Origin of the sequence: Xylanibacillus composti, assembly GCF_018403685.1 — a bacterium.
GTDB classification, from domain to species: Bacteria; Bacillota; Bacilli; order Paenibacillales; family K13; genus Xylanibacillus; species Xylanibacillus composti.
In genome coordinates this window covers 66,065-79,344 of record NZ_BOVK01000001.1, presented here as the reverse complement: position 1 = coordinate 79,344, position 13,280 = coordinate 66,065, and the positions used below count along the sequence as shown (strand labels likewise).

Genomic DNA, 13,280 nt, shown 5'->3' with positions numbered 1-13,280 from the left:
TAGGACTAGGAGGCCAACGAACGATGAAAGTAGGATTTATCGGATTAGGCAACATGGGGTTGCCGATGGCGCTGAACCTGCATAAGGCAGGTTTTGAGACTTACGGTAAGAATCGCAGTGAGGGCAAGGAGAAGAAGTTTGCAGAGCAAGGCGGCAACATTGGACTGTCCATCTCCGAACTGGCTGCCCAAATGGATGTCGTCATCACTTGCTTGCCGATGCCTGCTGATGTAGAAGGCGTCTATACAGGCGCTGACGGCTTGCTGGCATCTGCGAAGAAGGGGCTTATATTAATCGATTGCAGCACGGTATCCCCCGGATTGAATCAGCAGCTCTTTGCCCAAGCCGAGCAGGCGGGCGTTTCATTCCTTGATGCGCCAGTAAGCGGCGGCACGACCGGAGCGGAAGCAGGCACATTGAGCATTATGGTCGGAGGCAAGGAAGAAGTATTCAATAAGGTGAAGCCTGTTCTTGAGGCAATGGGCAAAAACATTACATTCGTCGGTCCATCGGGCAGCGGTTCGGCGGCCAAGCTGATCAATCAGCTGATGGTCGGCATTCACACACAAGCAGTCAGCGAAGCCTATGCGCTAAGCAAAAGCTTCGGCCTCGACTCCGACATGCTGTTCAACATTTTGACGAACAGTTTCGCGCAAAGCCGAATCATGGATCGTCACTATCCGGACTTTATTGCGAAGGAATCTTATGAGCCCGGCTTTGCTTTGAAGCTGCTGACCAAGGATATGAATCTTGTAGCCGGCATGGCAGAGGAATGCAAGGTGAATTTGACAGCAGGAAGCTCCGTACGCGAATTGCTGAATCGCGCGGTTGCAGATGGCTATGGCGATCTGGACATGTCCGGCGCATACAAATATCAGCTGGCTAATGACGAGAAGCAAAAATGATCATTCACCCTAGACAGCGGAGGCGATAGCATGACCTGGTGGAAACGCAACAACTTGCGGATGATTCAGAACAATCTGCGGGAATCCGACGCAAACCTAGATGTGGATGCGCTAATCAGGCAGCTGAAGGCGATGTCGGTGAATGTGCTTATGATGAACGCTGGCGGGATTGTCGCTTTTTACCCTACTGAGCTGGAATACACGTACCGGGCTGCCGGTCAGCAGAAAGACTTGTTGGGGGAAGCCATAGAGAAGGCGCACGCGAATGGCATGAAGTTCATTGCGCGCTTTGACTTCAGCAAGGCGCATGAATCCGTATTTGCAAAACGGCCGGAGTGGTTTTACAGGACGAGAGCCGGGGAAGCCGTTAATTACCACGGCATTGTCCACACTTGCGTGAACAGCGAGTATCAGCGGGAATATTCATTGAAGATGATTGACGAGGTTATCTCCCGTTATGATGTGGACGGAATCTTCTTCAACATGTTCGGTTACCAAACCCGCGATTACAGCGGGAAGGAATATGGCATCTGCTGCTGTGACAATTGCAAATCGAGATTCATGGACATGTATGGGCTTGACCTTCCCGAGACGGCAAGTCTGGAGGACCCTGTCTACCGGAAGTACAAGGAGTTCCAGCAGGTGACGACCCGCATGATGCTGGACAGCATTCATGATTTCGTGAAGAGCAAGCGTCCGGACATCGCGATCTCGACTTACAACGAACATAAAGTAGACATTGTGCGCAAGGAATCCAATACGGAAATCACGCGCCCGCATCCAGTCTGGTTGTACTCCTCATCCGAGAATGTCAAGTCACTGGAGGACTCCTGGGAGGATAAGCTGGTTAGCAACTGCAGCATCAATGCGATCGGTCTTGTTCACCGCTTCACCGGCGTTTCCAAGCATGAAGTCAACATCAGGCTGAAGGAAAGTCTGGCGAGCGGCTCTGGCCTCGACTTCTGTATTATCGGCGTGTTCGAGGATTATCCGGATCGAGAGAATCTGCAGACGGTTGCGGATATCTTCCGTTACCATCAGGAGAATGAGGAGTATTACGGCAGATTCCTGTCCATGGCCGATGTGGCGCTAGTGAAGCCGGGCATGCCTTCGCAGAAGGACACGAAGGAATACTTGGGACTATTCAAGATGCTGAAGGAGAATCACATTCAGTTCGATGTCATTCATCAGCACACGCTGGTTCACCATCAAGAAAAACTCGCCCGCTTCAAGGCGGTGATCATTCCCGATATCGCCCAATTCACAGACGAAGAGCTCGTTATGCTGGAAGAGGCGGCGAAGCAGGGCGTCAGCTTGCTTAGCACCGGATTGTCCTTCACGTTCAATGAAGCGAACCGCAGCTTTGTCGAGCGTGTATTTGGCGGGAAGCTTGAGAGCCTGCATGACGTCAAGCAGGAGGCTTCTTATTTCTATACATCGGACAAAACGGTGTTCAGGCATTTCCCTGAGCGCGATTGGGTCATAATCGACGGTCCGTTCTACCATGTCCGCTTCGACGACCAGACTGCAGGTTTGCTCCCGTGGGTAGAACCGTCTACCTTCGGCCCTCCCGAACGGGCGTTCGGACATCGCGTATCGCAGGAATGGTTCGGCGCTGGCATGAGGAAACAAGGGGCCATGCAAACCGTGTACATGCCATGGAAACCCGCATCCCTGTATTACCAGCACGGGTACAGCGATCACAAGTTTGCCGTGCTCGACTTGCTCTATCATCTGGTTGGCGATGCGTGGACGCTTACAACGAATGCTCCGCAGCAGGTAGAGGTGTTTTTCAACAAGCTGGACGACTGCACTTATATGCTGCATCTATTGAACTTGTCCGGCTTCAACGGCGTCAGCTACAGCGAACCGCTGCCGATTCATGATTTGACGGTGACGTTGCCTGGTATCGGCCCGATTTCCCAAGCCCGCAATCTGGTCGATTCACAGCAGGCCCCATCTTCAGTCTCCATCACCGGGAACGCGACCGTGAAGGTTTCGGTGCTTGAGGATTTCGCGGCAATCGTATTGCGTGTATGATAAGGAAATGTAGCATAGATAACTCCTTGGATCGCTGATCCATGGAGTTTTTTTTGTCTTATTCGTTGCGCCAGGTCAAGCCTTTCAATAACGGCATCGGGAATGAACGGACGGAGCAGGTTTTTTTTCAAGGATGTGGATCAAAGCGATCCCCTGTATGAGAAAGTAGTGCAGCTCCACAAGCAGGGAAGCGTCATCGGCTGCGAGGACAATACGCTCAGGCTCGAAGAGCCATTGACGAGACAAGATCTAATGTTATTATGGGGATGGTATGTCGGCAATGAGAATGTCCTGCGCGATGACGTCCCAGCGCTGATGGACATGCAGATGAAAGAGTTTCTAGATTATAATGAAGTGGAAGACAAATACAAGAGCGCTTTGAATCAGTTCCGAAGCAGCGAGGATCACTTCAAGCATGTCTTCGGTCAAGCCCCCTATCTCAACATGGCTGCGGTCGTTACGCGAGGGGAAGCAGCTTTGCTGCTTGTACGCATGGATCAAGAGGAGAGTCAAGACAAAGCCAGCGAAGCTGCACGAACTGCCGCAACAGGAAGTGACCCGGCCCTAAGCTGCGGCTTGGGTAATCATGGGGGCGGAATAAGCTGCAATGAGGCGAGAGGGGGAAAAAGATCGTGCCGCTTGTGTTTGTTTATGGTACTTTAAGAGAGGGAGAGGCGAACTTTGGCTTCATGCGTCGTGCGCGTTGTGTCGCTCGCAAGGCGTGGATTCACGGCCAACTCATTGACACTGGAGAAGGCTATCCCGGTTTGATCCGAACGCACACCTCCGTTCCGGTTGACCAGCCGCCGCAAGTAGTTGGCGAGGTGTATGAAGTTTCCTTAAGCCTGTTGGCCTGGCTAGACAGACTGGAGCGTTTTATCGAGCCCGGTCATCCGGATAATGTGTATGAACGAATCGAAACAACCGTGAAGGCAGACACGCAAACCCTTAAAGCCTGGGTCTATGAATATGTGACGGATATACCGGAGAGTGAACGGTTCTTCGATTGGATAGCATACCGCAAACGACGAAACAACGCAGATTAATTACTGTTGAGCGGGAGGAAGCAGAATGGAATTGAAATGGGATGGACACACGCACACTCGTTTCTGTTATCATGGCAGTGATGCAAGTTCAGAAGCGTATATCGACCGGGCGATAGAGCTTGGCTTTCAGCGGTATACGTTGAGTGAGCATCCTCCATTGCCGGCGCGGTGGGTGGAAGAGGAGAGCCTGTACCGGGAACTCGCCATGCCCCGGGAGGAACTCGCCGACTACATCCAGTACGCGAAGCGAATGAAACGAATCTACGAGGGACGCATCGAAATCACCGTAGGTCTGGAGCTGGATCACTTGCCAGGACGAACGGATTATACGGAAAGCCTCTTTGCCGATTGGCAGCATGAATTGGAAGATGTGGTGTATTCTGTTCATTATTTGCCGGGGGCGGGCGGTGCTATGAGGTGTGTGGATTTCACTCCGGACTATTTCCGTGAGCATCTCTTGTCATATTATGGGACGATGGACAAGCTTGTGGAGGAGTATTACGATCATGTGGAAGCGGCCATCGAATGGGTCTCGCGCCTGCCTGTCCGCTCCAGGATCGGACACATAAACCTGATCGAGAAGTTCGCCGCCGTGCTGCCTGAAGCCGATCAGGCGCTGATTCGGCGCAGGCAGGAACGACTGGTGCCGCTGCTTGTCCGCACAGGCGTAGGCGTAGATGTGAATACGGCAGGCATGCGCGTGGCCACCTGCGGCAAGCCGTATGTGCCGGAATGGATGATTGCCGCCTGCCGTCAGGCAGGCGTGCCGTGCATATTCGGTTCGGACGCGCATAAGCCTGAGCATGTGGGCACAGGCTGGGATTGGTTCGAACAGCTCGGCAAGAGCAGCAGGTAGGCAAAAGCGGGGGGATCAAGCCGCCTGATTCATCCCGCCGAAGCGCTGCCAGATTCCGATTCATGATCCGGCGATTTGTCGCGGAAATGCCTCCATATGATGAAGAACCCTGTTGTACCCACTGCCGCCATGACAGCGGAAATGACATACATGCGTTCGGCGCCCAGCTGGTCATAGACCCAGCCGCCGAGCAATCCGCTGACGATGCCGGAAATCCCCATCCAGCACAGGCCGTAGATGGCCTGCCCCGTATTGCGCACAGACTTCGGCACCAGGAAATTGCATATCTGCGTGCCGGTATAGAAGGTAATCCCGAACGTAAAGCCGTGCAGCAGCTGAATCCATACGACATGATACGGTGATACCGCTATGCCCATGAGAATCCAACGAACCGTATACAGCGCACAGACTGCTGCCATTAGCCCGAACATGGCGCGCTCTGTAAGCTTCAGATACTTGTCAAGTATCAGGAACAGCGGCACTTCCAGGGCAGCGGCAATAAACCAGGACCAGCCGACCATAACTTCATTCCCGCCCATACCGCTAATATAAACGGAGATGAATATGGAGTTCATGCGATTAGGCGTGTTGATGATGATGGAAAGCAGAAGGAAACAGACAAACAAGCCGCTGGTCATCAGCTTTCTGAAATCTTCCCTTGGGAACGTTGTTTTTTTGCCCTGCTTGGCTTGATTCGGCAGCCCGAAGCTGAGGAACAGGGTCAGCACGACAAAGCTTCCATATAGAAACCCCAGATTGTCAATGCCGAAATAAGCAATTACGGGACTGGACACAAGCGCCATGACTGCAAAGCCCACCGAGCCCCATAACCGGAATGTGCCGAATTGATAAGGCGTGTTCTCAATCGCATAGAGCGTCAGGCTGTTCGAGATCGGATTCAAGGCTGTCTGAAAAAAATAAAACAGCAGCATTAAGGAAAAGACAATCGAAAACTGGTTCGATTGAAAGTACATCTGACTGGTCGCAATGTTGCAAATGAGCATGATGATCAAAATCAACCGCGGATTTTGCGTGCGGTCGCTCCAATATCCCCAGAACGGATTAGCGAGCAGAGAGATTAGCGGACCAACTGACATCAAAATGCCGATCTGCATGCTCTGGAAGCCTGCATCTTGAAAATATAAGGGCAGGTATGGGTTTAACATCGACCAGGAGCCATACATAAAAAAATTAAAGTATTTCAATTGGGTCAAAGGATCAAGTCTGGTTAGTCGCCTCATCATTTACAATCCCTTTACATTGAAATAACCCAATTGTAACATAGACCGGCAGGTGCCGAACTTGTTTGAGCGGAACTTCTTAAAAAATCCGACACAATCCCATGATAATTTGATCAGGAGCGATATTCCTTGGCGAATGCAGAGGGAGACATGCCCGTCAGCTTCTTGAACACCCGGTGAAAGTAAAATGGATCGCTATACCCCAAATACTCGGCAACTTCCCCGACAGTTCGTTCTGTATTCAACAGCATTTCTCTCGCTTCCCCGATTCGAACGGCTTGCTGATAGGCAATCGGCGATTGACCGGTAATTTCTTTGAATACCGTGCTAATGTAGTTCGGTGTTCGTCCGGTAAGATTGGCCAAATCAGACATCCTTATCGTCTTTCGGTAATGCTTCAGGATGTAATCGCGTACTTCATTCGTCAGCGAAAGCTGGCGGGAGGATACCCAATCTGTGTCTGCCTCCCGATTGTAAAGGCTGAGCATCTCCATCATGATACCGTGACAGACTGCCTCATAATAAGGCTGCTTGCTCATCCACTGCTGGTTCAATTGAGCGAATCGCTGCTTCAAGTATGCGGCGTGATGGACGTGAACTTTGCGATGCTGTTTCTGTTCAAGAAGCGGAATGATTTCGTCAGCGGAATCATATTGGAAATGTGCCACATACCGATGATGGTAATCGATCGCTTTTCCGCTGCGCAGCGCGCCTTGCGGGATGAACAGCACGTCATCCTTTTGCAGGAGAACCCGTTCGCCGTTCACCCTATATTCGAGCTCCCCGGAAGTCAGAAATAAAAAGATATTGTACGGTGTCGGCGCTTCTTGCAGCTGCCAGTGAATGTCATAGTCATGAGAATATGCGGAATGGAGCGTTATCACGGAATCTCACCTCTGATCATGGTTTGCTTCCTAAAGTATATCGTAGAATGTTACAGGTGTCATAGGTTCATCTATGGTTTTTATGCGATTGAACCCTTATGCTAATTAAGAATAATCCATATGTATAGGGGGAGTTGGCTTGAGTACGGAAGAACGCCTGGCCTTTTGGAAGCGGCCATTTCGTTTGTTTCAGCCCAATTTGCGCAAAATCGATGCCAAAAACATGAAGGTAGAGGAACTGGTTGATCAGGCGGCATCGTTCGGCGCTAATGTCATGCTGATTAACGGCGGGGGAATCGTTGCCTGGTATCCGACTGACCATCCTTATCAGACAGTGAATGAATATATGGACTTTGATTACTTGGGAGAAGTGCTGCAGGCGGCGCACGCGAGAGGCATGAAGGTGCTGGTCCGCATGGACGTAAGCAAGAGCTTTCCCAGAGTGCTGGAGGAGCATCCGGATTGGTTCAGACGCACCCGTGACGGGGAAGTGCCAACTCATTGGGACATGCTGCAGACCTGCCCTAGCGGTCCATACTGGGAAGAGTACAACTTCAAGGTAGTCGGCGAGCTGCTTGAACGCTACGAGATAGACGGGATTTTCTATAACGCCTACAACTATAATCGCTGCTACTGTCAACGCTGCAAACAGAAGTTCTTGCAAGCGACAGGCTATGAGATCCCGGAGAATGAAAACTGGGATGATCCCGCTTGGCGTGCTTTTGTCCAATATCGATATGCACAACTGTCCGATTACACCAGACGCTTAAGTGCCTTCATTGCCGAACAATCTCCGGGAACCGTACTCACGATCGATACTCGCTTGACGGATGACGAGCATGCCGGGATTCGGGAGGCTGGTTGGCATGAGGCAGAGATGGCCAAGCATACCGCATGCATTACAGCGGAAGCCTTTAACTTTCTGGATCGGCCGTTTCCGCGATGGATTTATTGGGCTGGGGAGGAAGTCAAGCTTGGCAGCCATTTCAGCCATACAGCCATTATTCTCAGTCACTCGAAAACGATCTTTCACCGTAGAGCGGCTCAGCCACCTGCGCAAATCGGATACGATCTGATTCAAATCGCAGCCAACGGCGGGTCGCCCGCTATTGCTTTCAGCGGCGATTCGCAGCAGCATGACAGGAAGGCCCTGGAAAGCATACGACATGTGATGACTTTTCTGGCTGACCATGCGCAGGAATATGAGCAGATGAAGCCAATAGCCCAGGTGGCCGTTGTTTATTCCAAGCGCACCGTCGATTATTACGGGCGAGAGCGTTCCAGCGAGCGCTGGCAGCATCATTATCGCGGGATGTACGAGATGATGGTCGAAAATCATACGCCATTCACCGTGTTGCATGAAGCGAGGCTGACGGAGGAGGATTTAACTCGCTATGCATGCATTGCCCTGCCGAACATAGCCATTCTTAGCGACGAAGCGGCAGCTGAGCTGGATCGGTATGTGGAGGGCGGCGGCCGCCTGATCGTCACAGGCGAAACGGGATTCTATGACCAGGACGGATACCCGCGCAAGGAGGGAAACATACTTCGCTGCCTGTCCGGGTTTGCGTTGGCATCCCCGCCAGTTAAGGGCACCTACTGGACGATTGAGCAAGCCGACTTATTCAGTGAGCTGCAGGATACGGATTTGCTGATGGGATATGGAGATTTGGTAGCTGTACCGACAGCGGCATCGACTTCCCATACAGAAGATTTGGCCATTGTACCGCCACTGACTAACACGACACCTGAATTTTCATACTGGGAAACGACCGGGGAGCACAAAGGCTTGCACCTACTCCGCCACGGTCAGGGAGGCGTTGCTTATTTGCCGTGGGCGATCGACAAAGGCTACTACGAGATGGGCATCGATGAGTACCGCTCGGTGATAGACAGCCTCATTCGTGATGCTATAGGGGAGTTGCTTATGGATACAGATGCTCCTCGTTCGGTAGAGGTGACGATTGCCCGGCGGGAAGCAGGAGGCTTCTTGATCCATTTGCTCAATGCTACGGGGCGCGTGGGAGGAAAGCCGCTTACCGAGACCATTCCTTTGCATCTCATTCGTCTTCGGATTCGGGGGAGTTGGCAGGAAGCTATTGCCTTGCATGGTGCAGAACGAATAACGCTGGAGCAAAAAGGAGCATATACAGAGCTTGTCATTCCGAAGCTAAACTTGTTCGAAGCCATCGTGTTGCAATAATGTTCGGACAGCCGGAGTCTTGGATATCCAGGGCCCCGGCTTTTGTGTGCATCACTTGCATATGGATCGTATTGGGGAAGGGAAACGGAGATTCGCCTGCAGCTTATAAAAGCAGAGGATGTCGAAATTCCTGCATTTTGATATAATGGGTGAAAAAAAGATGGAAGGGCTATTACATGGCATTCGGTGTAAGCAGAGAAGAGCTTGAGGCATGGAAACGAAAAGTGCTTGCAGGGGAAATTGCATTCCTGACGCATTATTGGTATGAAACTCGCTTCCCTGAATTCCGCACCATCACGAAGGTCGGCTGTGCAAACCTGCAGAAGCTCAAGGCGTGGTGCGAATCCCATCACTTGAATCCGCGATACATCCATTATCGTGATCGATACCCGCATTTTGATCTAATCGGTTCCCGGCAAAAGGAGATATTGCTGGAGGAGGGGCATAGGGATCAGGTAGAACGGTTCCAGCTGCAATAGAGCATCGCGACACTTCACACATGATTTGGAATTGTCAGAAAACAAATTTATGATATGATAGGAGAATAACAAATAAAATGGAGTGAGCTCTACTGCCGATTGGAAAGGGCGATGTCATTTGATAGAGAGGGAACTGAAATCACTGTTGACGAAGGAGGAGTATGATAATTTATGCCGGCATCCTCTCCTTGCCGGAATGAAGACTATCTCCCACATACAGATGAATTATTATTATGACACGGCTGATTTATCACTCAAGGAGCAGGACATTACGCTGCGAGTTCGACAGTTTGAGGACAGCTTGACGCTCGAAATTAAGCAACCGGTGGAAGAGACACATGCATACAAGGCGAAGAAAGAATGGCGTTTTCCGCTTGAATCATTGCCATCGTATATTGATTTGGGCCATCACTTCCCTTCATTGGACGGGCATAGAGCCATGCTTACCTTTCCATTATTGACCGAGAGAAGAAGCTGCCATGTCAGCGATCACATTCGCATAGATTTGGACAAGAGCAGCTACCTGGGAAACATCGATTACGAGATAGAAATTGAGTTTGACGAGAACGGTGACAGCGAGGCTGCCGACTGGTTTCATCAATTGCTCCCGGGTAAGCGCTTACAGAAAGCAGATGGAAAGAAGACCCGTTTTTTTCGTGCATATCTTCAAACGTTTCAGGGTCGAAAAGGGCTTTCGCTGAACGAATTTGACCTTTAGAGCTGCTGAGGGTACAGGAAGGAACTTTTATGTACCGTGAGGATGTCGGTTTCCTGATCTTTTCGACAGAAGGGACGTGAATACCAGCACGAGTACTTGAGTTTAAGGAAAATTAAATCAGGAAGTGGAATGGAGGTACGCATGATAAAGGTATTGTTAGCAGACCATCAGCGAATTGTTTGCGAAGGAATTCGGCATATCCTGGAAAGCGACAAGCAAATTCAAGTGGCCGGATATGCCAAGGATGCAGATGAAGTGCTTCGCATGTGCGAACGTGTCAAGCCTGACATCGTAATAATGGACAACAATTTGCCGGGCATGAAAGAGCTGGATTGCGTATCGGGCATTCGCAGTTCCTATTCCGGCATCCGTATTGTCATCTTGACTGATAGCAAGTCGCAAAACCATGTGCTGACGGCATTAAAAAATGGGACAGACGGCTATATCTTAAAGGATGTACAGTCAGAAGAATTGATTCTGGCGGTTAAGATTGCGGCCAAAGGCTTGACTGTTATTCACAAGGATGTGTTGTCCAGCATCACGGACCAAGTACACCAGCTTCATGCCATGGCACATCAGCCCGACCTGAATATCTCTTTGTCTGAAAGGGAGATGAGGGTGATTCAGCTGATTGTAGAAGGCAAGGAAAATCGTGAGATAGCAAAATGTTTATATATGTCGGAAGGGACGGTGAAAAATACGGTAACGGGGATCTTGAGAAAATTGAACCTTCGTTCACGCATCCAGTTAGTAGTATTTGCCGTACAGCATCAATTAGTTCAAATACCGCAGCCTAGTTTGTAAGCACCATAACGATCAGTGACTTTTGGTCAATAAAGTTATCCGTTATTCCTAATTATCGAATGTCGAATATGACACTTGGACAATAAGTGATGACTTATGACATCTAGTCTGGGCGGAGTTTGATCGTGTACGCTAAATGTACATTTCGTAAAGAGTTGCCGAAAGATGTCGGACTATTTGTAACATTTGCACTTATTTTGACATATCAGCTGTCTGGTGTCAGATGTATTTCGTATTTAGGTGGTGTGCGGCTGCCTATTCACAATTGGGGGGTGAAGGACTAATGGATGAGATTCGCAAGCAAATTTCAGAAATTGTCGCTACTGTGTTTCGCCTGTCGCCTGAGCAAGTATTTGCCATGCCGGGAGACGACTCGCTGGCGAAAATCGGCATGGACTCGATTAGCTGCATGGATGTAGTCGTTCAGATCGAAGAGGCGTTCGGCGTTGATTTCTACGACGAGGAATTGTTATTAGACAACTTGAACTCCGTGGACAAGCTTTGCGGGATAGTTCGGAAGAAACTGGAGCCTTCTTTGACCTAGAGCCCCCAGGTGCAGCGAACGGGAGGGAATTCGTATATTTTTTCATTCAGATTGTACAGAGCGGATTCACGAACATCCATCGGTCCCTGAAGTCAGGGACTGATTCTATCTGTTCTTCCGTGGAATCGATTTCAGGCATCTGTTCCAGCGAATCTGTGAGCGGGGCGCAGTGTTCCCTTATCTGCTGGATGTGAAGCGCTTACAACAATGCGAGCGGACGACAGACGATTTACAAGATGATTACTTATACAAATAACGATCGGAAACAGCCAATCTCACAGCACCAAAATGGAAACGAAGGGGACAGAAAAAAGTGGGATTGGCCAAATTTGTTTGACGCTGAAGGGAAGATGATGAATGGGCAGACAGATTGTGAAGGATGTCCCCCGATACTATGAGACTTATGTAAACGACTGCTTTGCAACGGCTTACGGCGCGCTCCTGCAGCATTTGGACTTGAATCCACAGCTGATCTTGGCAGATTATATGAGCTTCATGTTTGATGAGGAGAGCGGATTTATCGGGATAAATTTTCTATATCGCTACTCGGCTTCCGTTGAGTTTTCGGAGGAGGAGTTGAATTCCTCATTGGCAGCGGTTTATTTCCCGGCTACGTCTCTGTACGAGGGTAATGAAAGCGAGGAAGTGCCGGTGCAGCATGCCGATAAACTGATTTTCCGAATGTATGTTCATGATGATCCTCGTACTGCCGAACGGCGCTTGCGGGAAATCATAGATGAGGGACGACCCGTGGCGGTTTTTGTTGATCTTTATCACATGCATTATCACCAGGCGTACCAGCACGAACATGGCTTGCATGCCGTTGTGATAACCGGCTATGACGAAGAAGCTGAGCAATACTATATGTTTGACAAATACTTGATGACCAATTGCGATTTCGATGGCGCCATTTCCATGAACGAAGTCAGAAATGGACGGGTATCCGATTGTCCCATGTCTAATCCGATCGTCGGTGACTATCATCGAAGTATCCGACACCTGTGGGTCGAAATACAGGGGGAACGAACGTTTTCTATTACGGATGAGTTGTTGGCTTCTGTTCTGATGGAAAGCAGAAGAAGAATGCTGGGCGAAGTGAAGGTGCATGGCCAAACCTGCGGTTTTCCAGCTATGCATGCCTTCCGAAAGTATTTGCTTCAGTTAGATTTATCGAATATGGATGAACGCACGACTTATCTGTTCCGCAGCTATTACTGTCAGGCATTGAAGCAGATTGCGAGACAGAGAAGGCGATTCGCCGCATTTATTTCAGAAATTCCAGACAGCTTGGTGAATGGCATGGCCAAGAGTGTTTGTGAAGAACTCAACGAGGTGTCCAAGAATTGGGATATCACGGCTAATCTTGCGCTTAAGCTGGCTGCTTCCAAGAGACTGAGTCTCATAGCCGATATGGTGAAACGGCTCGAGCTGCTGGAAGAAATGGAACGGGGTATCGTGGACAAAATCGGGAAACCGGCTGGCGTTATCATGTAGAAAGGGACTATTTCCAAGCGGGGTTTACGGGATGAACTCGTGGTGAGATGCTTGAAATAGCGAGTA

13 protein-coding genes are annotated in these 13,280 nt (G+C 50.0%); 11 read left to right on the top strand and 2 right to left on the bottom strand.

The genetic code is table 11. The annotated features are described in order from the left end of the window. Positions 1–23: 23 nt before the first annotated feature. From XYCOK13_RS00315 to hisJ, 5 genes are all read left to right on the top strand, one after another. Positions 24–905 carry an NAD(P)-dependent oxidoreductase gene (locus tag XYCOK13_RS00315; protein WP_213409847.1) on the top strand — a complete coding sequence of 294 codons (882 nt, stop codon included), beginning with the start codon at positions 24–26 and terminating at the stop codon, positions 903–905. 30 nt (positions 906–935) lie between these two features. Beyond that, positions 936–2,945, top strand: coding sequence for an alpha-amylase family protein (locus tag XYCOK13_RS00310; protein WP_213409846.1), 2,010 nt, complete (start codon positions 936–938; stop codon positions 2,943–2,945). Positions 2,946–3,047: 102 nt separating this feature from the next. Then, positions 3,048–3,608, top strand: coding sequence for a hypothetical protein (locus XYCOK13_RS00305; protein WP_213409845.1), 561 nt, complete (start codon positions 3,048–3,050; stop codon positions 3,606–3,608). Beyond that, complete coding sequence (locus tag XYCOK13_RS00300; protein WP_213409844.1) at positions 3,578–3,991, top strand: gamma-glutamylcyclotransferase family protein; 414 nt, start codon at positions 3,578–3,580, stop codon at positions 3,989–3,991. Before XYCOK13_RS00305 ends, XYCOK13_RS00300 begins: the two co-directional genes overlap by 31 nt. A 25-nt stretch (positions 3,992–4,016) precedes the next feature. After that, on the top strand, positions 4,017–4,847 hold the full coding sequence (hisJ, locus tag XYCOK13_RS00295; RefSeq protein WP_213409843.1) for a histidinol-phosphatase HisJ: 831 nt from the start codon (positions 4,017–4,019) through the stop codon (positions 4,845–4,847). A gap of 29 nt (positions 4,848–4,876) precedes the next feature. Here the strand turns inward: hisJ and XYCOK13_RS00290 are convergent, their stop codons facing one another. Together XYCOK13_RS00290 and XYCOK13_RS00285 are read right to left on the bottom strand one after the other, a co-directional pair. Then, positions 4,877–6,088: an MFS transporter gene (locus tag XYCOK13_RS00290; protein WP_213409842.1), complete on the bottom strand. Its 1,212-nt coding sequence runs from the start codon at positions 6,086–6,088 to the stop codon at positions 4,877–4,879. Positions 6,089–6,201: 113 nt separating this feature from the next. Continuing rightward, positions 6,202–6,972: an AraC family transcriptional regulator gene (locus XYCOK13_RS00285; RefSeq protein ID WP_213409841.1), complete on the bottom strand. Its 771-nt coding sequence runs from the start codon at positions 6,970–6,972 to the stop codon at positions 6,202–6,204. A 139-nt stretch (positions 6,973–7,111) separates the two neighbouring features. On the opposite strand from XYCOK13_RS00285, the gene XYCOK13_RS00280 reads away from it, so the two are divergent. The 6 genes from XYCOK13_RS00280 (at position 7,112) to XYCOK13_RS00255 (ending at position 13,214) form a co-directional block, all read left to right on the top strand. Beyond that, on the top strand, positions 7,112–9,175 hold the full coding sequence (locus XYCOK13_RS00280) for an alpha-amylase family protein (protein WP_213409840.1): 2,064 nt from the start codon (positions 7,112–7,114) through the stop codon (positions 9,173–9,175). Positions 9,176–9,351: 176 nt separating this feature from the next. Continuing rightward, positions 9,352–9,654, top strand: coding sequence for a hypothetical protein (locus XYCOK13_RS00275; RefSeq protein ID WP_213409839.1), 303 nt, complete (start codon positions 9,352–9,354; stop codon positions 9,652–9,654). A 118-nt stretch (positions 9,655–9,772) separates the two neighbouring features. Next, positions 9,773–10,372, top strand: a complete 600-nt coding sequence (locus XYCOK13_RS00270) for a CYTH domain-containing protein (RefSeq protein ID WP_213409838.1) — start codon at positions 9,773–9,775, stop codon at positions 10,370–10,372. Positions 10,373–10,513: 141 nt separating this feature from the next. Next, positions 10,514–11,176, top strand: a complete 663-nt coding sequence (locus tag XYCOK13_RS00265) for a response regulator (RefSeq protein ID WP_213409837.1) — start codon at positions 10,514–10,516, stop codon at positions 11,174–11,176. A gap of 283 nt (positions 11,177–11,459) precedes the next feature. Then, complete coding sequence (locus XYCOK13_RS00260; protein ID WP_213409836.1) at positions 11,460–11,720, top strand: acyl carrier protein; 261 nt, start codon at positions 11,460–11,462, stop codon at positions 11,718–11,720. A 357-nt stretch (positions 11,721–12,077) separates the two neighbouring features. After that, positions 12,078–13,214, top strand: coding sequence for a BtrH N-terminal domain-containing protein (locus XYCOK13_RS00255; protein ID WP_213409835.1), 1,137 nt, complete (start codon positions 12,078–12,080; stop codon positions 13,212–13,214). Positions 13,215–13,280: the final 66 nt, after the last annotated feature.

What these genes read in the sequence shown, in the direction of transcription:
- XYCOK13_RS00260 (WP_213409836.1), top strand. Translation starts at nt 11,460, where the DNA reads ATGGATGAGATTCGCAAGCAAATTTCAGAAATTGTCGCTACTGTGTTT.
- XYCOK13_RS00290 (WP_213409842.1), bottom strand. Translation starts at nt 6,088, where the DNA reads ATGAGGCGACTAACCAGACTTGATCCTTTGACCCAATTGAAATACTTT.
- XYCOK13_RS00275 (WP_213409839.1), top strand. Translation starts at nt 9,352, where the DNA reads ATGGCATTCGGTGTAAGCAGAGAAGAGCTTGAGGCATGGAAACGAAAA.
- XYCOK13_RS00265 (WP_213409837.1), top strand. Translation starts at nt 10,514, where the DNA reads ATGATAAAGGTATTGTTAGCAGACCATCAGCGAATTGTTTGCGAAGGA.
- XYCOK13_RS00305 (WP_213409845.1), top strand. Translation starts at nt 3,048, where the DNA reads ATGAACGGACGGAGCAGGTTTTTTTTCAAGGATGTGGATCAAAGCGAT.
- hisJ (WP_213409843.1), top strand. Translation starts at nt 4,017, where the DNA reads ATGGAATTGAAATGGGATGGACACACGCACACTCGTTTCTGTTATCAT.
- XYCOK13_RS00255 (WP_213409835.1), top strand. Translation starts at nt 12,078, where the DNA reads ATGGGCAGACAGATTGTGAAGGATGTCCCCCGATACTATGAGACTTAT.
- XYCOK13_RS00315 (WP_213409847.1), top strand. Translation starts at nt 24, where the DNA reads ATGAAAGTAGGATTTATCGGATTAGGCAACATGGGGTTGCCGATGGCG.
- XYCOK13_RS00310 (WP_213409846.1), top strand. Translation starts at nt 936, where the DNA reads ATGACCTGGTGGAAACGCAACAACTTGCGGATGATTCAGAACAATCTG.